Here is a 24,550-nt window from a genome sequence, read left to right on the forward strand (position 1 = left end):
GCCTTTAACCGGCTGAAAGCCCGGTCAGAATGCATTGGCTGTCCGTGACAGTTCCTTCTGGAATGCGTTCAGGTCCTGTCCCTTAAGGGCCCGTTCCAAAAGCTCCGGCATTTTCTGGGGATTGCAGGCAAAGCAGGGCACATCCATAGATGCAATCCTGCCCGCAATCTGCTCGTCGTAGTAAGGCTTTCCGCCGTCCGCAATGGCCAGAAGACAGACCACGGTTACCCCGGATTCCTTCATTTCCAGGATACGCCTGAGAAGTCCGGCCCGGTTTCCGCCTTCCATCAGGTCGCTGACGAGAAAAAACAGTGTCTTTCCCGGATTTTCCATGAACTGCTGGCAATAGGCCACGGATTTCTCAATGTCCGTACCGCCGCCCAGCTGGAACCCGAACAGCAGGTCCACGGGGTCCTCACATTTCTCCGTCAGGTCCGTAACCTTTGTATCAAAGGCCACGATTCTGGTCTTCACCGATGCAATGCTGGCCAGGATACAGCTGATGACAGAGGAATAGATAACCGATTCCCCCATGGAGCCGCTCTGGTCCACATCCAGAATAACCGTATATTTATTGGCCGCATTGGACGTGGTCCTGTCATAAAAATAAAAATGCTCCGGCACCAGCCTCTTTAGCTCGGGATTATAGTTCTTTAGATTTCTGCGTATAGTAGCCTTATAATCCAGGGCAGCTGCCGATGGTATGGGAGAATGCCGCCTCCTGTCCACGGCGGCCGTCACTGCCCTGCGGATATCGTCAGCCAGCAGCTTATTGATTTCCTCCACGATTCTGGCAATGAACAGCCTCACCTGGTCCTTGGACCGCACCGGTATCTGGTCTTTTAAAGCCAGCATCATGGAAGCCAGGTTCATATCCGGCTCCAGATTCTCCAGCAGCTCAGGTTCAAACAGCAGCTGTTTTAGACCGCACCGTTCCATTGCATCGGACTGGATGATGGTTACCAGTTCCTTGTCAAACAGGGACCTGACATCCCCCAGCCACCTGGACAGCACCGGGGCGGACGGACCCTTTCCGGCTCCCCTGCCTCCCGGCGCGTTTTTTCCTGTCCCGTTTCCAAATCCACCGGAGTCCGTCTGATTATAGATGGACGCAAGGGCCTGGTCCATTAAAAGCTGCTCACCTGTCAGCTCCCCACCGCCCATTTTTTCAAACTGGGGACTGCTTTCCTCACCCAGTATCAGGCGCCATCGTTTCATTCTGGTTTCAAGCTCCATATTTTTCACCCATCCTATATATCGTCAAAATCAAACCCCTCCAGACTGTCCAGCAGCTCCATTTCCCCGTCCTTTAACGGTCCGTTCAGCACCTCTCCCGCCTGGGCCGTGTTCACCTGCCATATCTCGCCCAGGTTCTCAGCCACATCCAGCTTTTCCCTGGAACTGAAATCAGCAAAAGCCCGCCGCAGGAACACCAAGGCCCGTTTAAACTCCCCGTCATCCAGCGTATCCATATAGGCGCTCAGCTCCCGCCACAAATCCAGCCTGGCAATGAGCGCATACCGGTTCTTCTTTGACAGTCCTGCAAACCATCCGGCTCCCAGTTCCGCCGGAATTCCTTTCGAGAGGCGGCGGTGGACCTCACGGCTTAATTCCTCTTCCTCCATCCGTCCCCGTTCCAGTAACACAGCGGCAGCAAAACCGGATATGCCTGTGTTCAGGTCATCCCTGGATGCAGCCTCCGCCAGCAGACGGATAAACCGCTCCTCATCCAGGAAATCATGGTGAAGACACAGACTGTTGACCCGTTCAATGGCTTCCATAACACCCTTTTCCGCCTGGCTGTCGCAGCCGCAGGAATTGAGGAACACCAGGCAGGCCCGTAGGAACATCTGATTCAGGACAGGCAGAAGGGGAGCGCTGTCCAGATGCCGTATATTCCCGAACCGCACAACCGTGGAAATACTCTCCGCTGTCTTTGCCAGCTCCAGAAAGCCAGCTGCCTCCACCGACAGTCCCTGCAGGATATCCGTGGCATAGGTGACCATCTCCGGTATCCCGCAGCAGCATGCGGCCTCAATGATACCAGCCGCCTCTCCAATCTGCTCCGCCTGCATGGCCTGCTCCTTCATGACAAAGGATGCTGCGGCAGCCACTGTATCACCTTTCAGGGCAGCCTCCACCAGCTCTATTTCCACTTCCGGAGTCCACCGGATATCCCAGCTCTCAGCCCAGGTGGCGGTTTCCTGCCGTTCCTTTCTCAGGACTGCAAAATGGACTCCCAGCACCCGCAGGCGGTGCAGGAAAAATGACTGGTGCAGCTCTCTGTAGGCAGCTGCCTCTGATTTCACACTCAGTTTTTCCCGTAAATCCAGGGACAGTGTGAACGCTGTCTCCGACTTATATTTTTCCAGTTTCAGTTCCCTGAGCTGCCTGTAAAAATCATCCTGCAGGCAGGTCCGGCTGACGCCCTGCGGAAGCTCCCCCACAGCCGCGCCAATCTCCGTATCCGCCACGGCCAGCGCCAGTTCCGACAAACTGCCGTGCCCCATGGCAGTTACTGCGGCGTCCCGCAAATCCCGCAGGGAGGGCACCCTGTACCCGTGCAGATTCGCCAGGGAGCGCGCCAGCTCCACAGCCTCAATCACCTCAGCGGAGGACACAGGAAAACCATGCTGCCTCTGGTAAGCGGATATGGCTGTGAGATAAGGGTAAGTCCCCATATCCCTGCCGCCTTCCTGCAGTGCCTGCCAGAGCATTCCGTAGTAGGCAGGCGCCTCATTGCCCGCCCCATAGCCGGAACGGGAGGACAGGCGGTAATAGGAATAGGGCATCAGCGTGACATTGCAGGGCACCGATGGCAGCAGGCCCATCTCCTTATCTGTCATGGATGGTTCCTCTCCGGTCAGACCTGCCACATGATAAGCGCCTGTCACTGCCACGATTCGTTCTGCCCGGAATCCTTCCTTTACAGCATCCTCCATCTTCCTTCTCATATATGCTTCCCGGACCAGTGTCTCAGGCCAGTCGCTGTCGCTGCCCGCTGTCAGCTCCCGCAGCTGCCGCCCAAAGGTTTCCGCTCCGTCCCGGTATGCATCATGATTTTCGGAGTGCTCCATAACCCGTTCCCAGAAAGTCTCATGACTGTCCTCCCCGCTGAACCGGTCCAAAAGCCGGTACACATGCTCGGAAGCAGAACCCGGCGGGGTGCGCTGCGCATCCTGGACCGGCTGCTCATTTTGGCACGGCTGTTCATCCTGGGCCGGCTGCTCATTTTGGTCCGGCTCAAATTTCTTATTAAATTCTTCCTCCCTGGTCCGCTGGATTCCCAGAAATACATCCGAGGGCAGGTCCATGAACCGGCACTCCGCCCCGTGCTCCCTGGCCCAGACAATGGCCTGATATTCCGGGGAGTACTCTGCAAAGGGATACAGTATTGTGCGCACCGGCGGGTCTTTTGTAAAGGCCATAACCGCAAAGGGCGGCTTTGTCTCTTCCCTCACCATGTCATCCATCAGACCGTTAAAATCGGAAGGACCTTCCACCAGAATCAGGTCCGGCTGCTTTTCATCCAGAAAGCTTCTCAGATGATATGCGCCGGCCGGCGACAGGTGGCGGATACCAAAACAATATGGATGTCCCATCTATTGGTTCAACTCCTTACACTCTTTATAAAGTCCAAGCCACCGGCTCCCGCGTTTCTTCATGACATTTTCCAGGTATTCCTTCCACGCCAGTCCGTCCTTATCCTCATCCTTGACCACAGCGCCCTGCAAAGCCGCCGCCAGGTCGTAATCCGTTATTTCCCCGTTTCCAAAGCTGCCTGCCAGGGCCATGCTGCCTGCCAGAAGTGAAATAGCCTCGGCGGTGGACAGCACGCCTGAGGACGGCTTTACCTTCTGCCTGCCGTCCAGTGTCATACCGCCCCGCAGCTCCCTGAAAATGGTGCACACCTTTTCCACCACCTCGGCATGGGGAATCCTGGCCCCCAGCTCCAGGCTTCCGGCCAGCTGCTCCACCCTTGACTGCACAATTTCCATCTCAGTGGAAATATCCGGCGGCGGCGGCAGGATGACAATGTTGAACCTCCGCTTCAGGGCAGCGGACATCTCGTTGACTCCCTTGTCCCTTGTATTGGCTGTGGCAATGACGGAAAAGCCTTTCCGGGCAGGCAGTTCAAAGGCCAGCTCAGGTATGGAGATGCGTTTCTCCGATAAAATGGAAATCAGGGCGTCCTGGACCTCGCTGGCACACCTGGATATCTCCTCAAAGCGGGCAATGCTGCCTGTCTCCATGGCCCGGTATACCGGGCTTTTAATCATGGCCTCCCTGGAAGGGCCCTGGGCTATGAGCATTGCATAATTCCAGGAATAGCGTATATGTTCCTCCGTGGTGCCTGCCGTTCCCTGCACCACCTTGGTGGAATCCCCGTTGATGGCGGCCGTCAGGTGCTCGGAGAGCCAGGACTTTGCAGTTCCCGGCTCTCCAATCAGGAGCAGGGCCCTGTCTGTCACCAGGGTGGCAATGGCGATTTCCACCAGCCTGCGGTTTCCAATATATTTGGGAGTAATTTCTTTTCCGCCCGCGTTTCCTCCCGTTATATAGGTGAGTACGGAACGCGGACTCATTCTCCAGCCCGCAGGAACCGGGTTCTGCTCCGCTGCAATCAGCGCGTCAATCTCCTCCTGGTAAAGCTGTTCCGCAGGCAGACGCTGCACATTCTCTTCTTTTCCTGTTGTTTTTCCCATGATATCCTCCAAGTCTCACTTTATTTTCCCAAAAACACATGGCCGTCAGCCCTGCCCGGTAAGTCCGGCAGCCTGGTTGATGGCGTTCCTGCAGTAATCATTGGCGTCCCAGCTTCTTCTCTCAGAGCTGCCCTTTGGAAAGCTGCACATAATACGGTCAATCTCACGGATTTCCATCTGCCGTTCCTCCTCTGTCATGGGCAGCTCACTCATCCGGCGCTGTATGGCCCACAGCGTTATGCCTGCATTTGGATTCTTTTTTACATAGGCGCTTATAAGACCTTTAAAATCCTTCCAGCCGCACTGTACCAGAATGTGGTAAAGCCCCCGGTTATCCGTCACCGTAAGCGCCCTCTTATAAAAATAGGAGCCCTTCTCAGCCCGTTCCCTGGCCGGCAGCATAGAAAACAGAATCTTATCCCGGTCCGTTTCACATTGCCTGCCGGCTGCATCCAGTCCCATGGCTGTCTCATTCCCGAATATCCTGGCATCCATCAGCAGGTCTGTCCAGCGGGAATCCGGTTTTTCGTAAAGCCTGCGCCCAATCCGGTGGGCTGTCCCTGCCCCCGCCTTTTCTTCTATGCGGCAGATGATTTCACAGGCCCCGTTTTCCTCTATGCAGTGAATCCGGCCCAGCACAGACAGTACGGCCCTCCTGGCCTTGCGTTTCTCCTCTTTTCCCAGAAGGGAATTCCTGGGAATCTTCCGGCAGCAGGATTCATACACAAGGGCCGCGGGCTTTGTCAGGAAATCAGCTGCAAGGGCCGGTCCCAGCCATGTTCCCGCCTGTTCATTGGCCAGTTCCCCTGCCAGGGAAATCAGCCGTTCATCCTGGCTGTAGATAATCGAATCCGCCAGCATGGCGGGAAATCCGGACCAAAACTCCTGGTTGGACGGGTTCTTTCCGGCTGCCCTGCGGTATAATTCCTGTATGGCCGGTGAGCCCTTGCCCGGCAGGGCCATGAGAAGCTCGTTCATAAGCCCGGCAAATTCCTTTTTGGCCAGAGTATCCTTCTGCCTTAAGGTTTCTTCCATTATTCCGGCCAGCCTGTCTGAAACCAGGTCTGATTTGGAAAAACAGAGATAGCCTGCGATTCCCTTTTTTCTTGTCTTAAACTGTTCCTCCCAGTATGGGTCTGTCTGTTCCGGGTCCATCATGCCCAGCACCTGCTCCGTCATTTCCAGGCACATTCCCTTTTCGGTCCGGGCCAGGTCCAGCAAAATGCCGGTATTTTCCGTGTCAAATCTGAGGGCATGGATGGCCTCTGCCCGCAGTTCCTTTTTGGCCCGTTGGAGAAGCCCTTTATAAAATTCATTTTCTTCTTCACGGCATATGGCCTCTATGACCCTGAGCCGGTGCAGCCTCCCATTATCCGTGGTTTCCCAGTACCCCCGCTTTAAAAGGGGCACAATCTGTCTGTCCATCTTAGACAGAAATGCTTCAGCTTCATCTGCAATATCAGCATACCGGTCTGAGAGAGCTGTTATGACGGCTGCCTGCAGGCGGTAATCCTCAAAGACCTGGGGATGCTCCTCCATGGCCTCGGTGATAGGGACCAGACGCCCGCCTCCTGACTCAGTCAGGGCCTGCTCCAGGGGATGGACCTGGCTGTAGGGCAGGCAGGGACCGTAGCAGCGGGATATCAGCTCCAGCGGCCGGTACCCCGGCCCAGACTCCGGCCCGCCGCTGTTCTGTTCTGTTTTATATCCTGTCTCATATCCGGCCTGGGTACACAAAAGGGCTTCTGACAGGGCCAGCGCATCCAGCAGACAACCCGGACGGTCCTCACAGTCCGGGGCCATGGCCTTTTCCGCCATTGTATACAATTTATTTATAACCGGCACTGCCTGGGCCAGGGGACGAATCTGCTCCACCGCCCTTTTAAGCCGGAAATCATCTCCAATCAGGTTCACTCCGGCCACTGCCGCTGCTTCCAGGCGCTGATGGAGTTCATATAATCCCTGCAATTCCATGGTAATTCCTTCCTTTCCTCCGTCTGTCCATCAATAGAGCAGGCGGACCACCTCTTTTTCCGTGATGATTGAGTAGGGATGCAGACAAATCTTATGTCTTTTCCTGTCATACCACAGGACTCCGAACATCACCTGATGCTCTGCCATCCGCCTGTCCGGCAGGATATCCAGACGTCTGACAGACGGCATGTCCCCTGGCCGGTCCCTCAGTTCTATGGTGGTGCCGCCGCAGTGCAGTATGTATTCCCGCTGCTGGCCCTCCTCGCCTTCTGCCACGGCTGTTCCCAGTCCGTCGTAGAATACCAGGCATCCAAACCGGCCGTCCGACAACGTGTTCTTAAGGTCATTCTTTGCCGCCTTCACCAGTTCCGTAAGGGAAGCAGAGGCCTTATCCCGGGCTTCTGCCAGCAGTTCACCGGTCACCGGCAGGAATTCCCGGCCCTCAAAACGTATCCTGCGTCCGTTCTCACCGGGATAATAGACCAGCATGGGCACCCTCACTGCCTCCATCACGGAGTCCTCTTCTTTTACATACTTAAGCGCCTTCACAGGACGGTAATTATAGGTAATATCAATCTCACCGCTGTCCAAATCCAGCCACCAGCCCTTGTCCACCCATTCTCTTCTGGCCCCGTCATAGCTGACGCCGAAGGACAGCTGGAGCAGCCGTCCGTTTTCCTTTTTAAGCCCCAGCTCCATCAGCCGTTCCAGGTTCCAGATTCCGCCCAGCTCCTCATAGAGGATGCTGTTGTCGTCCTCCACCTGTCCCTGCTCCAGTTTCTCCGTCAGATAGACCCTTGACTTCTTTATCAGGGCCCGGAGGAATACAAGAATTCTTACGGCCTCACCGTAATCCCCGGTTCCATCCTCCTTAAGCCGTTCCACCTCCAGCACCAGGGACTGCACCAGCCTTTGGGGACCGGGAAGATAATAATCCCCCAGCTGCTTTGCCAGGTCCCGGTAGACCTTCACCGACGTTCCGTTCAGGGTCCCCAGACCGGCCTCCATTAACTCCCTCACCACCTTCTCTGCCAGGTCCAGGCCCTCCAGCTGTTTCTTAAGCTTCTTTGTCCTGGCCGCCTGGTTCGTCTTCTTAGGGGCCTTGGGCTTATCTCCCTGTTCTTCCTTTTTTCCTGCCCTGGCGTCCTTCTTCGCCCTCTTATCCAATATGTCCTGGGGAATGCTGCAGATATCCCAATGGCGGCCCTGCGACAGCTCCATCATAAGCGCCAGGCCATGTTTACACGGAAACTGCCTGCTGGGACAGCTGCAGCGGCACACCGGCACGTCCCCGTCCGCAAAATCCAGGGACACCCTGTAGGCTGAACTGCCGCTGCCCTTGCAGGTACCCATGTAAAAGGTGTCATCCCCAGACCTGGCATGTTCTGTAAAACCTCCGCTTTTAACGATTTTCCTTGCATTGCTGACCGCATTGGCATTGGGAGCCATGGCGGCAATCTGCTGTTCCGGGATTTCCCTCATAATATCCTCCATCCTGTACCGGAACTGCGGTACAATTGTATGATTGGTCATTTATTCCATTATACGGAAATTCGTAAGGGGTTGCAATGGGAAGTTTGAAAGGAAAGGCGCCAAAAAGGCTGCCGCCTTTACGGTTTTCCGACCGTTAAAGCGGCAGCCCGGCTTTCCCTGTATTCCTGCCTATTCTGCCATATTCAGCAATGTAATAATAATCTGGTCTGCTGCCACCTCTGCCTTGCGTTTCACGATATCTTCAATCTGGGCACGCTGTGGGTCTGTGATGGAAGGCGCATTAATGACCACGTCCACCTTATCCTTGGTAATGCTGACAACCGGGTCCGAGAAACCTTTTGCCATCAGGAGGGTTTCTGCGGCATTTTCCTTCTCAGATACCTCGGTCAGGTCAATCATGTCCTGGATAGCCTGCTGTTTGGCTGCTTCGTCAATGCTGTCACTGTTAATCAGGCTCATCAGTGTCTCTTTGTTCTTGGCGCGCACCTGCTCTCTGCTGAGCTGTACGTTTGCTATGTAATCAGCCACGTTCATACCGCTGGTAAGTACGGCTTCCCCTGGATTTTCCAATCCGGCCTGGGCAGAGCTATCCGTATCCGCCGCTGCCATCTGCCCCGGGTCAGCTGCCTGGGTAGCCTCCTCCACGCCTGTGCCGTCTCCGGCCTGGGCCAGCTGTCCCTGGCCGGCTCCTGTGTCCGCCGCTGCCTGGGCGCCGTCTGCGTCGCTCACCGCATCCAGGTCAGAAGGGTCCTGGTCCAGACTGGGAATCTCCTGCAGTCCGGCCTGGCCGTTTAAGGAAGCCGCCTGGTTCTCCGCCAGGATATCTTCATCCGAAATGTCCATGGCCCCTGCCTCATACACCCGGTTGCCGCTTGCCAAATCCTTCTTTCCCGCATAGTTCAGATATCCGGCTGCCGCAATCATAACAGCCAGTGTCGTGATGATAATTTGGTTCCTGCGGAAGAGACGTTTCATGTTCATGTCTTTCATGTGCTCTTTTACCTGTTTCATATTCTTGATTTTCATATCCTGCACTCCTTTATTTATTCCACCCTCTTTAATACTTTTATTTTATGTGCCGGCAGGCCAAATAATGCTTCCATGGCCTCAGAAATTTCAGCTTTTACTGTTGGACTGCCTCCGCCCTCCGCGCTGATGATGATTCCAGACAGTTCCGGACTCAGTTCTTTTTCAACAATGGGCGCGTTTCCGCTGCTGCCGGAACCGCTTCCCGACAGTATGGTGCTCTCCTGCATCTGATTGTTCGTCACGTCTCTGGTTCCTCCCCCGGAATCCTTTTCCCGGGTGGTGCTGGTATTGGTGGAACGGTCCACGCGGAGTACCTTTTCACTGGAGGATTTAAGCACCACCATCACATCCACCTTACCCACGCCGTCCACGGACTTTAAGATATTCCTGATTCTGTTTTCCATCTGCGCTTCATAGGACCCTTCATCGGATGCGCGGGCCGCTGCAGGATAGGAATCCTCCTTCCCGTCCGATGCGCCTGCCCCGCTTCCCTCCGGCCCCTGGGCCATGCCGGTTCCGGCGGCGCCCTGGCCAGAGCCGCCGGCCCCGCTGCCGCCATTGGCATTGTCCTTTGTCCACAGCGGAACAGCCCCGGCCCCCTCTGTCCCGGTACCCACGGTCTGTTCACCGGCATTCCTGTCCTTTTTACTTCCTCCGGGCAGGGGAAAGGATAGAATCATGAGAAGAACACCTATGAGAAGCAATAACAGCCATTTTTCCTTAGTCATTTTTCCACTGAACTTTGATATCTGATTCTTCCAGCCCATAGTACTGCGCCACCTTTCCTGTTAAATGGTTTATTTTTTTATCTGCCGCCGTTTCGGATTCCTCTGTTTCTCCGGTTCCCGGCGTTTTCCCCAGTTCCACATTCTCAACCTTCACGCTGTCCACCTTCCCCGCATCCACAATCACCGGCCGGCTGCCCATATAATCCCAGCTGCCCTGTTCCGGTTCCTCCTTCCCGCCGCTGATAACCAGCCTGATTCCTTCAATCCGGCCGTAACGGCTGCTGTTGCGGTCACCGTCAATCTGCACGCTGGCCCCGGTACATTCCAGACCCTCCTCCCTGGCCATGGCCTCCACATCAGCTGCCACCGCCTCCTCATACCTGCTGATAACCTGGTCCAGACGCCGTTCTTCCATTCCCCACAGGTCCTGTTTCAGGTCGTCCGTGTCGTTCTGAAAGGTAATGGAACGGAACATGGCTGATATCTGCTCATCCAGGTGCAGTCCTCCTGTAAACGGACTTACCACAAGAAGAATCAGGACCATTCCCGAAAAAAAGCGGATGTATTTGCCGTATTTAGAGTCCGCCAGAAGGTTATTGACCACTGAAAGGAAAATCATGTAGTATATGATATTTTTTACCCATCCATAGACAGCTTCCATCGGCATCTCCTTTTATAGAACGCTATTCCGGTATTTTATCATCCGCCTCCAGGCTCCGTCCGCTCCCCGGTTAAGCCCCGTCCCGCTCCCCTACCAGGCTTCGTCCGTTCTCCTATGAGGCAAAATAATTCACATTGGTGGACGCACATGTAATGGCTATGGCTATCATGAACAGAAACATGGAGTACAGCACAATCTGCAGCAGCAGCTTATGGCCTCTGGACACGCCTGACACGCAGGACACCACCCGTTTGTCACACACGGGCTGCATCACGGCGGCCACGCACTGGTACATAATCATGAGGACCGTCAGTTTCATCACCGGGACAACGGATATTACAGCCAATACAACCACGGCTGCCGCCCCCATGGTATTCTTAATCAGCACCCCTGACCCCAGGACCATCTGGGCCATGGCGCCAGCCCCCTGGCCCAGCCCCGGAATCATTTCCATAAGACGTTTCATTCCCGCCTGGCCTGCTGCATCGGCATAGGGAAGTATCATGGCCTGTATGAGATGGAAGCCCACCACCAGCCCGGTCAGGGTCCTGAGACTCCACACCACGGCCTGCTCCAAAAGCTCTGTCAGCTTTGACAGAAGCGCCTCCTTCGCCACATGGCTGCCCAGCACCATGAGCACATAAATTCTGACCATGGAGAGCAGGACCGTGCTGCACAGCCATTGCACCCCTGTCACCGCACCCAGCATACATTCATACAAAGCCAGTGCGCTCATGCTGCCCCCGGAAAATGCCACGGCCATATAATAGGCCGGCATCAGCAGCTTCATGAATTCCAGTATCTGCTCCATCACCTGGGCCGCCACCTGTAAGCTGGCGGAGAAACTGGCGGCCAGACATGTAAACAGAAGCAGGTATGTAACAAAAAAGCCGGTGTCTGAAATCTGTCCTCCCTTAAATACAGAGGAAACATTGGTGAACACAGCCCCAATCAGGCCGATGGCCGCCACCTGAAACAGCATCTGGCCGCCCTTGTCCACCTGTGAGAACAGTGCATTCTTAAGGCCCATTCCGGTCTGCCCCAGAATCCCCTTCAGGTTTCCTTTCATCAGCTCCTTCATCAGTCCCCAGAAGGAGAGTCCTTCCATGCCCCCGTCCTGCTGTCCCATAACATCATCCAGAAACTGCTGCAGCCCCTCCATCTCATCCTGCAGCCCCATATCCTGCAGAGCCCGGTCCGCCCCTGACTCCGTTTCCTGACCCTGCCCCGCGGCCTGCTCTATGGCCTGGCCCTGCCCCGCGGCCTGCTCTATGACCTGACCCTGCCCCGCGGCCTGCTCTATGACCTGGCCCTGCCCCCTTAGCTGCCCGTCTGCCGGGGCGCCGTAAGCAGTGCTGCCCGCCAGTCCGAATCCTCCGGCAAGCAGCACCGTCAGCACACATAGGGCAGCGCTTCTGACCCCCCGTTTTTTCCATCTCTTCATCCCAAAAATGTCTCCAATGTCCCAAAAAGCGCCAGCAGGATGGGCATACTGATACCCAGGATGGACAGCTTCCCGAATATTTCAATCTGGTTTCCCAGAGAACCGTAGCCAGCGTCCTTGCAGATTCCGGATGCAAACTCAGCCACATAGGTAATGCCCACCATCTTAAGCAGCGTTACCAGATATACGCTGTTGACCTTGATATAGCCCTGAATCCGTTCCAGGGCCTCCAGTATGTCCTTTAGCTTTCCCGTGCCGTAAAAGAAGATAAAGGCGCCTGCCGCCATGACCATATATGCGGCGTATTCCGCCTTTAGCCCCTTCAGCTGCACTGCCAGCAGGACCGTGGCAATTCCGGCAGCCGCAATGGTAATGATTGTCATATGGTTCCCTCCCTGAAAAGGCGCATCTTACAGCGCAAACAGATTCTTCATTGTCTCAAACAGGTCGTATATGTACGGTATCATCCAGAATAATACCAGCACCAGTCCGGCCAGGCTCGTTAGGAAAGCCTGCTCATCCCGGCCGCTGTGCTTTAATACCTGGCAGATGACAGATACCAGGATTCCTACTGCCGCTATGCGAAATATCAGATTTACACCCATTGCTGTCTCCTCAATCTTTTTAATCCATATTTACAAATCTGTCCTGTTAATCCCCGGCACACCACAATCATACAGCATGTGTTCCCGGCAAATCTCAGAACATCACAATCACAAGAAACATTCCTCCCATGATTCCCAGGCTTGTGTAAAGCCTGCATTTCTCCCTCTGGTTCTGCCTGAGATAATCAATGGTCAAATCCAGCTGTTCCAGATACAGCTTAAGGGTACGTTCCTGCATGTCCACATCCAGATAACCCAGATGTTCCCCCAGGTGCGCCAGCTGTTCCAAATCCCCCTGTTCCAGAGGAATCCGGCCCGTGTCTGACTTTAAGGCCATGACCTCCCGCCTCCATATCTCCTGAAGGGACTCTCCCTCCTGCATGCAGATTCCCTCTGCCGCAGCCTCAAACAGGCTTCCCATAGGTCCCGGCTCCCGTTTTCCCACCCGTTCCAGGGCTTCTGCCAGCGGCGCCCGGCTGTATGTAATCTCACCTTTTAAGAAATATATCATCTGTCTGAGGGTTTCCAGCATCCTCAGCCGCCCTTTCCACTGCATGGCGGACCAGATTCCCAGTCCGCCGGCGGAAAACAGCACCAGAATTGCCCCTGTCCATTTAAATACTGCCACTCTGCGACTCCTTTCCCCTTCCATCCCCATACAGGACGTTTCCTCTTCCATCCCATATAGCCGCCACATGGCCCGCTGTTCCCTGACAGTCCAGCAGAATCATCCGTTCAAAGGCTCCCTGTCCAATCAGCTCCCTCACAGCCGGTTTCTGCCTGATATCTTCCAGGGAGCTTCCATGGATAGTGGCAGCCAGGGCGCAGCCGCAGTTCCTCACATATTCGATGGCCTGCACATCCTCCCTGCTTCCAATCTCATCAACAGCTATAACCTGGGGCGCCATGGACCTTACCAGCATCATCATGCCCTGGCTCTTGGGACAGCAGTCCAGCACATCGGTTCTCATACCCAAATCATTCTGAGGCACCCCCTGATAGCAGGCCCCTAATTCTGAGCGTTCATCCACCACCCCCACAGACACTCCCGGTATTCTCCTGCCGGTGCGCGGGGTCCTGGGCCCGTCCGAAACCTGGCGGATGATGTCCCGCAGCAGGGTCGTCTTGCCGCACCTGGGCGGCGATATCACCAATGTATTCAGAAACCGGCCGTCATCCGAATACAGATATTCCATCACCGGGTTGGCACAGCCCTGAATCTGATGGGCCACCCGTATATTGATAAAAGATATGGATTTCATGAGCCGTATATCCTGCCCGAGAGCCATGGTCCTTCCGGCCACGCCAATCCGGTGCCCGCCCTGTATGGTGATGAATCCCTGCCGCAGCTCCTCTTCCGCTGCATAGAGGGAAAAACTGCACATATATTCCACGGTTTCCTTCATCTGAGCCTGGCTGACCGTGACGATTCCGGCCCTGACCCAGTACCGCTCCTGTTCCTGGCAGCGGCCGCTTCCCCGTATATCCCTTACCGGCGGGTCGGGAACCCCAACCGCCAGACTGCCATCTGTTTTAACTGCATATTCCCGGCCGCCGCAGATAAGCAGCAGCGGTTTCTGGGTCCTCATCCGTATCTCCTGCACCCTGTCGAAATCCACAGTAACCTGTCCAAGTATTGTCCGCAGGTCCTTTGGGAATATTTTAAGAACTTCTTCCCTGCCAGCCATATTCTTCACCCCTTTTACCTCAATATATGAGACGTGTCCAAAAATATGACTGGAGCCGGAAAAAAGGCAGCACCCGCCCGCAAGGGCTGTGCTGCCAAACTGGATATATCTGTATCTGTTTGAACGGATAATGGCCGGTTTATCTCACTCTAATTCGTTCCCTGCCGTTTTCTTCTCTTTACCTTCTTTACAATCTGCCCCGTAGGCCTCCTGTCAATTTTGTATACAATCTGCATGAACCGTGCCACCTCGTCCCAGGCCTCCCGGCTCTCAGGCACCAGGTCCATACTCATCTGGAACACATGGAACATACCCTCATACACAGAAATCCGGCGCTTCACCCCGGCCAAGCGGGCATTTTGGGCTACCTCCAGCGCATCGCTTAAGAGCATCTCATGACTGCCTGCCTGAAGAAGCATGGGGGGCAGTCCCCGGAAATCGCCGAACACCGGCGACATATAGGGCTCCCTTGGGTCGGCCTGGCCAATATAGGCTGAATTATAAAGCATACTTTCCCGTGAATTGCCAAAAAGAGGGTCATTTTCAAAATTAAACTCATAGCTGTCCCCGCCGCAGGTCAAATCAGCCCATGGGGACATGAGCACCAGCCCGGCAGGCTGGGGCAGTCCGTGGTCCCTGAGGTAAAGGCACAGGGCCAGGGCCAGGCCGCCTCCGGCCGAATCGCCGGCCACCACCACCTGGCCCGGCCTGTAATGCTTTTCCTTTATCAGCCACTGGTAGGCATGAATCACATCCTCCAGGGCCGCGGGATAGGCGTGTTCAGGCGCCACCCTGTAGTCCACGGTCAGCACGTCGCCTCCATAGCTGAGACGGCTGTACCGCACGGAAAATTTACGGTAAATATTCTTCATGGGTCCTATATATCCGCCTCCGTGAAGCTGAAGCACCACCCTGCCGGTAACCACTCCCTCCGGCTTCAGATATTCCATTTTAAAGGGTTCCCTGTCAATGATTTCATACTCGTAGCCAGATGGGCATACCCAGGCCGGTTCCACGGGATTTTTCCTGAATTCCCCTGTCTGGATGGGTTTTCCCAGGGACGTTTCCATGATGTCGTGAATCATATCCCGCACCAGCGCCCCCCGTATACTCACTTTTTTATTGCGCATCCTTATCTGTATCCTCTCTGTAAATGCAGGGTCCCTCCATTGTCACAGGTGGAACCGTCTGATGAGTTCATTTTTAAATCTCCTGTCACCCAGAAAAATAGTCATGGCCAGGATTCCCACGGTCAGAATCACGGTTATGATTGCCATGGAAGGGTGGGTGACCAGCCCTGCGGCCCATAAAATCAGCGGAATAAAGCTGAAAACCGTAATGGCAATCTGGTACATAAAGTAGCTCTGCCAGTTCAGGCGGTTCACAAGAATGAGCAGCACCACAGCCACATCGGCAAACAGAATGGTTCCCGGCACCGCGTAGTTCACGGACCACCCCTCAAATCCCAGAACCCGGTCTATCATCACAAGCAGAATCTGCATTCCTATGGTTTCTATCAGCAGTGATTTACCTAAATTAGCGTGGCGCAGAATGGAATACCGAAGGGTCAGACCCACATAGGCAATGCCCGGTATGGCAATCCCGGACCACCACAGCCCGTCATAGGTGGCGATATTCACCAGCCCGAGAAACAGCGCCACTGCGGCCAGCACCCCATAGCAGGCCAATACCAATTTTTTCCATATACTCTCATCGTGTTGAATCACCGGATAATTTCCCTTATCAGCCTCCGGCATGATGACGCCGTTGCTCTCCAGCTCCACCGGAATGCCGTCTGACCTCAGGCGTCCGAAAAAACATTCCTCCAGCCTGGCATCCTGAAATACCTTGGTAAAGGTGATGACTGTCCTGGTTCCAAAGGAGCATACACCGCATTTGGCTGGCTGGCGTTTTGACACGCCAATCAGCATCCTGAACCCTTCAATATCATCCTCATATTCCCGGTCCATGGATATGAGGCCGATATTGGATAAGGTAATGGTGTGGGCTCTGTCATTGCGGCGGAAAATAAATCCAAGGGCCAGCCACTTGACAAACAGGGGAAGGATGCGGACATACCACTTCTTCTCGTTTGAAACATTGTAGGAAATGGTTTCCTCCAGCTTTTCCTTTACTATCTTCTCGTCCATCTGACTGCACACAGATGCAAGGATTTCCTCAAATTCATCCCTGCCGCGGCCGGGTTCGTGGTCAATGGCAGTCACCGCAAAAAAGTTGGAAGCTGTATTGGAGCCGAAAAAGGCCCTTAGGTTGATAGGCAGGTTTACCCCGATGCGGCGTCCCTCCCGGCCTTCCTCCCGGTATTCCCTGGAAACAGACCAAATCAGGCAGGCTGTCAGGTACTTTGTAATGCTGACCCCCATTTTGCGGCTGACGGCCTTCAGTGCCCCTGTATCCACAGAACCGTGGACCACGCTCTCTCCTCCAAAGGGAATATACCTCCCGGTCAGGCGCAGCGCAGGGCGGGAGCTGTAACGCCTGGTCCGCATTTTCCGGTAATGCTTAAGATAGCTGTCCTCTGTCTGGGTGGACACGCCTTCCCCCGGCCGTTCCCCGGTTCTCCGCCCTCCCCGTTTGAGCTCCAGGTAGCCTGCGGTCAGCTCCCTCAGGAAATTCACGGCCCCCATGCCGTCGGTCACAGCATGGAATACCTCCAGATTGATTCTGGCGCCATAATAGCTTACGCGGAACAAATAGAGCTGGTTGCTCTTGGGGTCAATATAACGGCAGGGCCAGCTGTTCTCCTGCTCAACAAAGGGCTGGCGTTTGTTCTCCTCAAAGTAATACCAGAAAAACCCTCTCTTAAGCTTTACCTTAAACCCGCCAAACCAGGGCAGGACCTCTTCCAGCGCCTGACCCAATAGTCCGGGGTCTATCTCTTCTTTCAGTGTTACGGAAATTCGGAATACGTTGCTCAGGTTTTCATTGGCAATCATAGGAAATATCTTCCCTGTATTATCCAGCCTGTGCCAGCGTTTTCCCTGGGGATTTTTCTTCATAGCGCCCCTTTCTGCCGGCCCTTCCCGCAGATTTCCTGCCGGTCCGGCGCAAACTGTAGTTTCTGCCATTATATCTCTATCATCCTGCAATCACAACTATATTATACTTAATTTTTGTTTCCCCTGCAGCAGTTTTCACCTGTAAACGCCCTTCCCATGCCTTTTGTTTCTGCCGCATGTATGCTATATTGGACACATAAACACCAGCCGGGCCGGGCATCCCGTAAATTCCGCAGGAAATATCATGATGAATCCTTTATTTCACTTAAAATAGGGGTATAACAACATGAGGAGGTATCCCTATGAAACTTATCCGTACACAGGCCATAGAGCTCTCAGGAAGCAGCTACGAGGCAGGCCGCCGCTTAGGCAGCTGTCTGGCATCCATCCCCGGCCTGAAAAAACAGCTTTCAGGCGGCTTCCCAGGCTTCGGCCCTGCACAGCTTGAAGAGGCCGACCAGTGTTTCCGGCGCTGGTGCCCGGGACTTACCGGGGAGCTGGCTGGTTTTGCCCATGCCCTGGGCTGCGCCCCGGAACAGGTTCTCTATTACGGCATGACCTGGCTTACGCCGCGCTGCAGCCACCTGGCCCTTCTGCCTTCCCTGACAGCCTCCGGACATCCCATGGCGGCCCGGAATTATGAATTCAATGACGAGGCCGAGGACTTTACTGTCATAAAAACCTGCATCACAGGAAAATACACGCATATAGGCACCAGCGTTCTGGGAATCGGCCGGGATGACGGAATCAATGAGATGGGCCTGACCGTTACCATGAGCTCCTGCGGTTTTCCTGTGGGAGCGCTGCCTGAGATGCGCAGGCCCGCAGCCGCCGGCCTGCAGTTCTGGGCCGTGGTCCGTACCCTGCTTGAAAACTGCCGCGATGTCCAAGATGCCCTGTCCATGCTCAGGGACATGCCGGTGGCATATAACCTGAACCTGATTCTGCTGGACAGGGAAGGCTGCTGCGCCCTGGTGGAAACCCTGGACGGACGCATGGCAGTGAAGTCCATTGACCGGAATTCCGGGGAACAGGCCCTCTATGCCACCAACCATCCGGTCCTGGATGAGCTGATTCCCCATGAACCCAGGGCATTCGTCCACTCCATCCGCCGGTATGACAATATTACCGCTTTCCTCAAACAACATGGGCAGGACATCACGGACGGACAGCTGAAGGATTTCCTTCTGACCCCTTATCCAAAAGGCCTGTCATGCAGCTACTACAGCCAATTTTTCGGTACCACAAAGAGCATGGTCATGGACCCTGTCAGGGGCAGTCTTTCCCTGTGCTGGGGAGGACGCCAGGAAAACGGCTGGCAGGATTTCAACTTCGACAGTCCATTTCCCCAGGGAACCGCTGACATCCAAATACAGGACCGGACAGCAGACCCATCCATCTTTGCTTACAGGAGCCTCATATGAACTACAATACGGCAATCGAAAAAGCCATTCTATTCATAGAAGACCATCTGACCGCATCCTTCACCGTGGAGGATGCCGCCAGGGCGGCCGGATATTCCTATTATCACTTAAACCGCCAGTTCTCCGCCGTCCTTGGGGAGAGCGTTGGCAGCTATGTGAAAAAGCGCCGGCTGTCCGATGCCGCCAGGGAACTGGTGTACACGGAGAGACGCATCATTGACATTGCGCTGGACCATGGCTTTGAATCCAGCGAAGCCTTCAGCAGGGCATTCAAAGCAGTCTACCATACAAGCCCGGCCGGCTACCGGAAAAACCGTCTGGATGTCATCATCAGCCAGAAACCCAAAGCAGACCAGCATTTGCTGGCCCACCTGACGGAATCCTTGACGGTCCGCCCTCAGATTGTGGAGATTCCCCCTGTTCTCACCGCTGGTCTGAGAGGCACCACCACGCTTAAGGACAACCAGATTCCACAGCTCTGGTCCCGTTTTCTGGAGCTCATCCCCCAGATTCCCGGCCAGGTTCCCGGCGGCCGGGGCTTTGGCATATGCCAGTCCTGCGATGAGGGGAATAACCTGTACACCATGAATCATGAGCTGCTGTTTTCCGAGGTGGTGTCCGTGGAGGTCAGCTCCAGGTCCGTCCTGCCTCCGCCCCTTGTGTACCGGACCATTCCCGGCGGAAAGTATGCCGTATTCACCCACACAGGCTCCTTAAAAAGCCTGCCTCTGACCTACCAGTATATCTGGGGCACCTGGTCCCTTACCACCCAGGAAAAGCTGGACGCCAGGGATGACTTTGAGCTGTATGACCAGCGCTTTCTTGGGTTTCACCATCCCGGCAGCCAGATTGACATCTATATTCCTGTCCAATAACCCATAAAGGCCATGGTCTTGACAGGTATCGCTACTTCTCCTCTCCTCTGATAATGCGCTTCATCCGGGCCAGCTCATCCATGGTCAGAAGCCCGCTGTCCATGTATTCCTGATACACGGTCTGCGTGGCCTCCACAAAAGCCTGCCGTTCTTCCCTGGAAAGGGTGTGGATTTCAGCGTTGGCCCGGATATTTTCCATTGCCTGCACTTGGTTTTCATCAATAAGGCGGCTGTTTTCCTTCATCATTTCTGCCGTACATTCCGCCAGAATTTCCTGGTACTCCTGAGGCAGCGACTCATACCAGCTGGTATTCACATAAAAAGGCTCCGGGTGGAACTGGTAATTCACTTCCGTGAAATACTTCTGGACCTCATAAAACCGCATGCCCGAGGAATTGACCCAGGGATTTTCCTGACCGTCTACAGCGCCTGCCTTCAAAGCCATATACAGGTCGTTGTAAGGCACGGTCATGACTTCGGCCCCCAGGGCCTCCAGGGTTTTATTGATGGTATCCATGCCGTTGGAGCGCATCCTAAGCCCCTTTAAATCCTCCGGCCGGCGAATCATCCGTATGCTGTTGGAAAACTGCCGGAATCCCCCTGCATCGCCGATTCCCAAAATGGTGGCGCCGCTTTTTTTTGAATCCAAACTGATTTCCCTTGCAAACTCAGAGTTTACCAGCCGTTCTGCCTCGGTTCTGTTTTCACAGAGAAACGGAAGGGAGAACACAAGCATCTTTGGCACTATCTCCAGCTGCCCCCCGCGAAACCCCTGGATGGTTCCGCCGCAGACCTGTTCCAGCATGGAAGCCTCGCTGCCCAGCTGGCCGGCCGGATAGATATCCACCTGGATTCCGCCGCCTGTTTTCTCCTCCAGCTGCTTCTTAAACAGCAGAAAGGACTGGTGGCGCGGGTTGTCCACCGGCTGGGAATGGCCTATTTGCATGGAATATATCTTTTCGGGCTTGTTTGCCGGAACATCCTTCCCTGAAATATCTGCTCCGCTTACCGGATGTCCCGGGACCGGCGCCTGCTCTGTGCCTGCCTGCCGGTCTGTCCCTGCCGACGTCTTCCCCTTATCCGGTTCCCCCAGCACGCCGCATCCTCCAAACACCAGACCCGCCAGCAGCGCCGCCAGAACCCATGCCCTGTACTTTTTTCTCATTCCCCGTCCTTCTCCTCCCTGAGCCCCTCCGCCTGTTCATACCGGAACTTCAGCGGAGACATACCTTCCATTTTCTTGAATGTCCATGTAAAGTAGTTTGGCTCCGAATATCCCACCAATCCGCTTATCTGCTTGATGCTGCAGGTTTCGTTTTTCAGCAGTTCCTTTGCCTTCTGCATCCTGATTCGAATCAGGTAATCCACCACCGTGGTACCCATATATTGCTTGAAAAGACGGTTCACATAGTATTTGCTGAACCCTGCCTCCGACGCAATGATGTCCAGGGTCAGGCGCTTCCGGTAATTTTCCTGTATAAAGGAACAGATTCCCTCCACCTCCCTGGGCGTGCCGCTGTCTGATTCCGGTCCCTCCTCCCTGCTCTCAGTCCGGGCAGCCATGTCCCCCACCCTTTCGCGGGCCATCCCATAGCTCTCCTCTATCTGGCTGACATCCGTAAAGGGAGTCCCGCTTCCCATTATGAAGACTGTCTGCTGCTGCCTTAAAACAGAGGCCAGTAATTCCTCCATCTTCCCGAAAATTCCCGGAAACGCCTCCGGTTCACGGCAAAAAACAATGGCTGTAACCATGTGGTTTGCCTCGCTGAACATGACTGTCAGGTCCAGATAACCAAACTCTTTCCTGACAGCCTTAAACAGGTTCTGCCTTGCGCATTTATCCGGTGAACCCTGGAGACGGATGCAGAAACAATTTCCGCTGCACTCAGTTGAGATATGTTTTAAATCCAGATAGTAAAGCACCTCCTCCGGCATATTGCCCAGCACCAGGTCGCCCACCACCTTGCCCTCCATCATGTCCAGGGTCTTCAGAAGCTTTGTCTCACGGTACTCCTTCTCCGCCTCCGCATCCAACTCGTCAACAGCCCGCATGATTACATTGATAAACGCCTCCTTTTTCACAGGCTTTACCATAAAATCCACTGCTCCCAGGCGCAGGGCCTCCACTGCATATTCAAAATAATCATAGGCCGTGGAGAATACAGCCCGGAACCTGTAATCCAGGCATTTGATTTTCTCCAGGGCCTGGAGCCCGTTCAGGCCGGGCATATTGATGTCAAGCACCATAATATCCGGCCGGTCAAGCATAACCCGTTTAATGACCTCGGTTCCCGAGGCGCACTCTATGACCTGGTCTATATCCAGGGAGGACTCATCTATGAAAAAGCGCAGGGCCTCCCTCTCCAGTTCCTCATCATCTGCAATTAATATTTTATACATTCTCTTCTCCCCTGTGCAGATAAATACTGACAATGGTACCTGCACCTTTTTTGCTCATGATTTTAAGGCTGTCATCCCTGCCCGTATACAGGGAAAGCCTCTGCCATATATTCCAGATTCCAATCCGCTCCGACTGATGTTCCGAAAGACGTCTTCTGATTTTCTCCAGACGTTCCCTTTCCATTCCCATTCCATTGTCACAGATTCGTATCCGTATATAGGCCCCTGCCTTCCTGACATCCAGAATCAGGGTTCCCCCTTCTTCCTTTGGTTCCAGCCCGTGGATAACCGCATTTTCCACAAGGGGCTGCAGGGTAAACCGCGGAAGCATCACTGCCTGCTCCAGCCCCCGGTCATGCCTGATGTCCACATTCAGTCTGGATGAAAAACGCATTTTCTGAATCTTCAGATATTCCTCCGTAATCCCCAGCTCCTCGCCCAGGAGAGCCGGTGCCTGCGCATCCGCCAGGTTATAGCGCAGCAGCACTGCCAGTGAATCCAGCATGGTCAGCGCCTGTTCCTGGCGTCCCAGCATAACGGTCCTGTTGATGCTGTTCAGGGTATTGAATAGAAAATGAGGGTTAATCTGGCTTTGCAGCGCAAGGAAGCGGGCCTGGCTCAGCAGTTTTTCATATTCCTCATTTTTCCTCTGTTCCACCAGAAGCTGCTTTTCGCTCTCTATTTTTTCCTTCAGGCTGAAGGCCATATGGTTAAATGCCCGCGACAGCATGCTCACGGTATTTTCCCCGGAGCTCTCCCTGACATGCACGTCCAGATTACCCCTGGCTATCTCCTCCACCTGTTTTTTCAGCTCGTTTAAGGGCCGGGTCACCCTCACGAAAATGTAGCTGGCCGATGCAGCTATGAGTATGCCGGCCGCTGCCACGGCTCCCATGTTGAACACAGTCATTACATTCCGCCTGTGGGTCAGCTCCCGGTTGCTGTCCACGCTGGATTCCAGAGCGTACTGGAGCAGTTCATTTGTATATTTCTCCAGATATCCGCCGATGGTCTGGCTGTAGTAGTAGCTGTCGTAGTACCGGTAATCATTGCCGTTAAACAGAAAGGAGGCATTGCAGCACTCACTGTAATAAGACTCAAAGGACTGGTCAATGCCCCGCAGAAGATACCAGGATTCCTCATTGGTACTTTCTGTATACAAAATGTCTATGACCGCCCTGGCTTTTTCATAGGTATCATTAAACTCCGCCAGAGTGGTCCGGTTTCCTGTCTTCATGTATTCCCCAAACAGAACGCCGCTCTGGAGGAAATGGCTTTTCAGCTCCAGTATGGAGTAATACTGGTTGATTTCCTTCTGATATCTGGCGCTAAACTGGCTGAACAGGGAATGGTTGTAGATGGAAAATGAAAGGAACAGTATCAGCATAAGCAGCAGCACTCCATTGATTTGAGCTCCCACTGAAAAGCAGAACTGTTTCCACCAGAATTTTAGTTTTTTCATTTAAACGCTCCTTCGCTGAAGCTGACCTCCGGCTCCTCCGTAAGCGTTTCCACCCATTTCTGCTGGAATTGTTCCATGGCCTGTTTCTGGTACTGGTACGTGCTTTTAGCACAGGTTTCCACGGCCTCCCGGTCTTCCTTGGACAGGGAGGTAAGGTTTTCCGTATTAATAATCATTACATCCGGAAGGCACCATGCGTCGTTTTTGGTGACAAAATGGATATACTGGTCATAGTTATTGCATATAAACTCAGAAAACGAGGACTCCGCACCGTCGATATTGCCTGATATCAGCGATTTGTAGGTGTTGGTATTGACCGAGCCTGCCAGCTCGATTCCCATGTCCCGGAATATTTCCGCCATAAGAGCGGAATCGCTGCTCTCAATTTTCTTTCCCTGCAAATCTTTTTTGTCCGCAAAGCTGCTGTCCGTACCATAAAAGCACCTGAAATCAGGATAATACCATACCAGAGGCGTGATGCGGTCCATCTGGCACTCATCCCTCAGCGTCTCCTCATTGTTGTGTATCCACTCTGTCTGGGCATCCCCGTCCGCGAAGTTGGAGGGAACAAAGAATTTACGGATGGATTCCACTTCCTCCGACAGCTCCAGGACATTGACGCGGGCCATGGCAATACCGCCGAATTTAACCTGTTCAATGATTTCCGTGGGGGTTCCCAGGCTGCTGTTATAATAAATTTTAACCGTTACCCGGCCCTGGGTTTCCCGGCTCACCATTTCTGCAAAATGAGCCATGGCCCGGGCGGAGGGATGATTCTCAGGCATGGTTTCCGCCATCCTGAGGATTACGGCCTGGCTCCGGGGACCTGCCGGATTATCCTGTCCTGCAGCAGGTGCGCAGCCGGCAGCAAGGACGGACACTGCCATGAGCGCTGCTGACAGGGCTGTTATCAGGACGGTTCTCAAATTCGCCGCAACAGGCGCATGAACGTTCAGAGTCACGTGAGGCTTTCCTTTCTGGGAAAATGAATTTTGCGGACATTGTATCATAACTCCCTCCTTTCCACAACACCAAATACC

Annotated in this window: 21 protein-coding genes; 2 read left to right on the forward strand and 19 right to left on the reverse strand. The window is 54.3% G+C overall.

The features are described 5' to 3' along the window. Positions 1-24: 24 nt before the first annotated feature. From I2H39_RS13620 to I2H39_RS13690, 15 genes are all read right to left on the reverse strand, one after another. Positions 25-1,236, reverse strand: coding sequence for a VWA domain-containing protein (locus I2H39_RS13620; RefSeq protein WP_138311235.1), 1,212 nt, complete (start codon positions 1,234-1,236; stop codon positions 25-27). 14 nt (positions 1,237-1,250) lie between these two features. Beyond that, positions 1,251-3,602, reverse strand: a complete 2,352-nt coding sequence (locus I2H39_RS13625) for a DUF5682 family protein (RefSeq protein ID WP_195626716.1) — start codon at positions 3,600-3,602, stop codon at positions 1,251-1,253. After that, positions 3,603-4,706, reverse strand: coding sequence for an AAA family ATPase (locus I2H39_RS13630; protein WP_138311233.1), 1,104 nt, complete (start codon positions 4,704-4,706; stop codon positions 3,603-3,605). A gap of 45 nt (positions 4,707-4,751) precedes the next feature. Then, a complete protein-coding gene (locus tag I2H39_RS13635; protein ID WP_195626717.1) occupies positions 4,752-6,680 on the reverse strand; it encodes a hypothetical protein in 1,929 nt (642 codons plus the stop codon). Positions 6,681-6,710: 30 nt separating this feature from the next. Beyond that, the gene (locus tag I2H39_RS13640) at positions 6,711-8,213 is read right to left on the reverse strand and encodes an SWIM zinc finger family protein (RefSeq protein ID WP_243281807.1); all 1,503 of its coding nucleotides are present in this window, start codon (positions 8,211-8,213) and stop codon (positions 6,711-6,713) included. 129 nt (positions 8,214-8,342) lie between these two features. Beyond that, complete coding sequence (locus tag I2H39_RS13645) at positions 8,343-9,200, reverse strand: SpoIIIAH-like family protein (RefSeq protein WP_138311230.1); 858 nt, start codon at positions 9,198-9,200, stop codon at positions 8,343-8,345. A 17-nt stretch (positions 9,201-9,217) separates the two neighbouring features. Next, complete coding sequence (locus I2H39_RS13650) at positions 9,218-9,931, reverse strand: hypothetical protein (RefSeq protein ID WP_330641004.1); 714 nt, start codon at positions 9,929-9,931, stop codon at positions 9,218-9,220. Next, complete coding sequence (locus I2H39_RS13655; protein ID WP_195626720.1) at positions 9,924-10,592, reverse strand: stage III sporulation protein AF; 669 nt, start codon at positions 10,590-10,592, stop codon at positions 9,924-9,926. The genes I2H39_RS13650 and I2H39_RS13655 overlap by 8 nt, the downstream gene beginning before the upstream one ends. Before the next feature lie 112 nt (positions 10,593-10,704). Continuing rightward, positions 10,705-12,036 (reverse strand): stage III sporulation protein AE, encoded by a 1,332-nt coding sequence (locus I2H39_RS13660; protein WP_195626721.1) that lies wholly within the window; start codon positions 12,034-12,036, stop codon positions 10,705-10,707. Beyond that, positions 12,033-12,419, reverse strand: a complete 387-nt coding sequence (locus I2H39_RS13665) for a SpoIIIAC/SpoIIIAD family protein (RefSeq protein ID WP_138311226.1) — start codon at positions 12,417-12,419, stop codon at positions 12,033-12,035. The genes I2H39_RS13660 and I2H39_RS13665 overlap by 4 nt, the downstream gene beginning before the upstream one ends. A gap of 27 nt (positions 12,420-12,446) precedes the next feature. Beyond that, on the reverse strand, positions 12,447-12,641 hold the full coding sequence (spoIIIAC, locus tag I2H39_RS13670) for a stage III sporulation protein AC (protein WP_002569682.1): 195 nt from the start codon (positions 12,639-12,641) through the stop codon (positions 12,447-12,449). Positions 12,642-12,735: 94 nt separating this feature from the next. Beyond that, on the reverse strand, positions 12,736-13,269 hold the full coding sequence (locus tag I2H39_RS13675; protein WP_195626722.1) for a stage III sporulation protein AB: 534 nt from the start codon (positions 13,267-13,269) through the stop codon (positions 12,736-12,738). Continuing rightward, positions 13,256-14,329, reverse strand: a complete 1,074-nt coding sequence (gene spoIIIAA, locus I2H39_RS13680) for a stage III sporulation protein AA (protein WP_195626723.1) — start codon at positions 14,327-14,329, stop codon at positions 13,256-13,258. Before spoIIIAA ends, I2H39_RS13675 begins: the two co-directional genes overlap by 14 nt. Positions 14,330-14,478: 149 nt before the next feature. Then, positions 14,479-15,459 (reverse strand): alpha/beta hydrolase, encoded by a 981-nt coding sequence (locus I2H39_RS13685; protein WP_138311223.1) that lies wholly within the window; start codon positions 15,457-15,459, stop codon positions 14,479-14,481. A 42-nt stretch (positions 15,460-15,501) separates the two neighbouring features. Further along, on the reverse strand, positions 15,502-17,418 hold the full coding sequence (locus tag I2H39_RS13690; protein ID WP_330641005.1) for a DUF6320 domain-containing protein: 1,917 nt from the start codon (positions 17,416-17,418) through the stop codon (positions 15,502-15,504). Between the two features lie 233 nt (positions 17,419-17,651). On the opposite strand from I2H39_RS13690, the gene I2H39_RS13695 reads away from it, so the two are divergent. Further along, positions 17,652-18,773: a C45 family peptidase gene (locus tag I2H39_RS13695; protein ID WP_195626724.1), complete on the forward strand. Its 1,122-nt coding sequence runs from the start codon at positions 17,652-17,654 to the stop codon at positions 18,771-18,773. Continuing rightward, positions 18,770-19,648 carry an AraC family transcriptional regulator gene (locus tag I2H39_RS13700; RefSeq protein ID WP_195626725.1) on the forward strand — a complete coding sequence of 293 codons (879 nt, stop codon included), beginning with the start codon at positions 18,770-18,772 and terminating at the stop codon, positions 19,646-19,648. The genes I2H39_RS13695 and I2H39_RS13700 overlap by 4 nt, the downstream gene beginning before the upstream one ends. Positions 19,649-19,679: 31 nt before the next feature. On the opposite strand, the gene I2H39_RS13705 is transcribed toward I2H39_RS13700, so the two are convergent. The 4 genes from I2H39_RS13705 to dctP are packed head-to-tail and all read right to left on the reverse strand — an operon-like array spanning position 19,680 to position 24,520. Beyond that, positions 19,680-20,813 (reverse strand): TRAP transporter substrate-binding protein, encoded by a 1,134-nt coding sequence (locus I2H39_RS13705; RefSeq protein WP_138311220.1) that lies wholly within the window; start codon positions 20,811-20,813, stop codon positions 19,680-19,682. Beyond that, entirely contained in the window at positions 20,810-22,048 is a 1,239-nt protein-coding gene (locus I2H39_RS13710; protein WP_138311219.1) for a response regulator, read from the reverse strand. The genes I2H39_RS13705 and I2H39_RS13710 overlap by 4 nt, the downstream gene beginning before the upstream one ends. Continuing rightward, a complete protein-coding gene (locus I2H39_RS13715; RefSeq protein ID WP_195626726.1) occupies positions 22,041-23,510 on the reverse strand; it encodes a sensor histidine kinase in 1,470 nt (489 codons plus the stop codon). Before I2H39_RS13715 ends, I2H39_RS13710 begins: the two co-directional genes overlap by 8 nt. Next, the gene (gene dctP, locus I2H39_RS13720; RefSeq protein ID WP_227146082.1) at positions 23,507-24,520 is read right to left on the reverse strand and encodes a TRAP transporter substrate-binding protein DctP; all 1,014 of its coding nucleotides are present in this window, start codon (positions 24,518-24,520) and stop codon (positions 23,507-23,509) included. The genes I2H39_RS13715 and dctP overlap by 4 nt, the downstream gene beginning before the upstream one ends. Between the last annotated feature and the right edge of the window lie 30 nt (positions 24,521-24,550).

This window comes from Clostridium sp. 1001283B150225_161107_B6 (assembly GCF_015556325.1).
GTDB lineage: Bacteria > Bacillota > Clostridia > Lachnospirales > Lachnospiraceae > Enterocloster.

Bases quoted from the DNA above. Each gene is read 5' to 3' on its own strand.
- spoIIIAA (WP_195626723.1), bottom strand. From the start codon at position 14,329: ATGGCTGGCAGGGAAGAAGTTCTTAAAATATTCCCAAAGGACCTGCGG.
- I2H39_RS13715 (WP_195626726.1), bottom strand. From the start codon at position 23,510: ATGAAAAAACTAAAATTCTGGTGGAAACAGTTCTGCTTTTCAGTGGGA.
- I2H39_RS13635 (WP_195626717.1), bottom strand. From the start codon at position 6,680: ATGGAATTGCAGGGATTATATGAACTCCATCAGCGCCTGGAAGCAGCG.
- I2H39_RS13710 (WP_138311219.1), bottom strand. From the start codon at position 22,048: ATGTATAAAATATTAATTGCAGATGATGAGGAACTGGAGAGGGAGGCC.
- I2H39_RS13625 (WP_195626716.1), bottom strand. From the start codon at position 3,602: ATGGGACATCCATATTGTTTTGGTATCCGCCACCTGTCGCCGGCCGGC.
- I2H39_RS13705 (WP_138311220.1), bottom strand. From the start codon at position 20,813: ATGAGAAAAAAGTACAGGGCATGGGTTCTGGCGGCGCTGCTGGCGGGT.
- I2H39_RS13650 (WP_330641004.1), bottom strand. From the start codon at position 9,931: ATGACTAAGGAAAAATGGCTGTTATTGCTTCTCATAGGTGTTCTTCTC.
- I2H39_RS13690 (WP_330641005.1), bottom strand. From the start codon at position 17,418: ATGGCAGAAACTACAGTTTGCGCCGGACCGGCAGGAAATCTGCGGGAA.
- dctP (WP_227146082.1), bottom strand. From the start codon at position 24,520: ATGATACAATGTCCGCAAAATTCATTTTCCCAGAAAGGAAAGCCTCAC.
- I2H39_RS13695 (WP_195626724.1), top strand. From the start codon at position 17,652: ATGAAACTTATCCGTACACAGGCCATAGAGCTCTCAGGAAGCAGCTAC.
- I2H39_RS13660 (WP_195626721.1), bottom strand. From the start codon at position 12,036: ATGAAGAGATGGAAAAAACGGGGGGTCAGAAGCGCTGCCCTATGTGTG.
- spoIIIAC (WP_002569682.1), bottom strand. From the start codon at position 12,641: ATGGGTGTAAATCTGATATTTCGCATAGCGGCAGTAGGAATCCTGGTA.
- I2H39_RS13665 (WP_138311226.1), bottom strand. From the start codon at position 12,419: ATGACAATCATTACCATTGCGGCTGCCGGAATTGCCACGGTCCTGCTG.
- I2H39_RS13640 (WP_243281807.1), bottom strand. From the start codon at position 8,213: ATGACCAATCATACAATTGTACCGCAGTTCCGGTACAGGATGGAGGAT.
- I2H39_RS13645 (WP_138311230.1), bottom strand. From the start codon at position 9,200: ATGAAAATCAAGAATATGAAACAGGTAAAAGAGCACATGAAAGACATG.
- I2H39_RS13685 (WP_138311223.1), bottom strand. From the start codon at position 15,459: ATGCGCAATAAAAAAGTGAGTATACGGGGGGCGCTGGTGCGGGATATG.
- I2H39_RS13655 (WP_195626720.1), bottom strand. From the start codon at position 10,592: ATGGAAGCTGTCTATGGATGGGTAAAAAATATCATATACTACATGATT.
- I2H39_RS13620 (WP_138311235.1), bottom strand. From the start codon at position 1,236: ATGGAGCTTGAAACCAGAATGAAACGATGGCGCCTGATACTGGGTGAG.
- I2H39_RS13700 (WP_195626725.1), top strand. From the start codon at position 18,770: ATGAACTACAATACGGCAATCGAAAAAGCCATTCTATTCATAGAAGAC.
- I2H39_RS13630 (WP_138311233.1), bottom strand. From the start codon at position 4,706: ATGGGAAAAACAACAGGAAAAGAAGAGAATGTGCAGCGTCTGCCTGCG.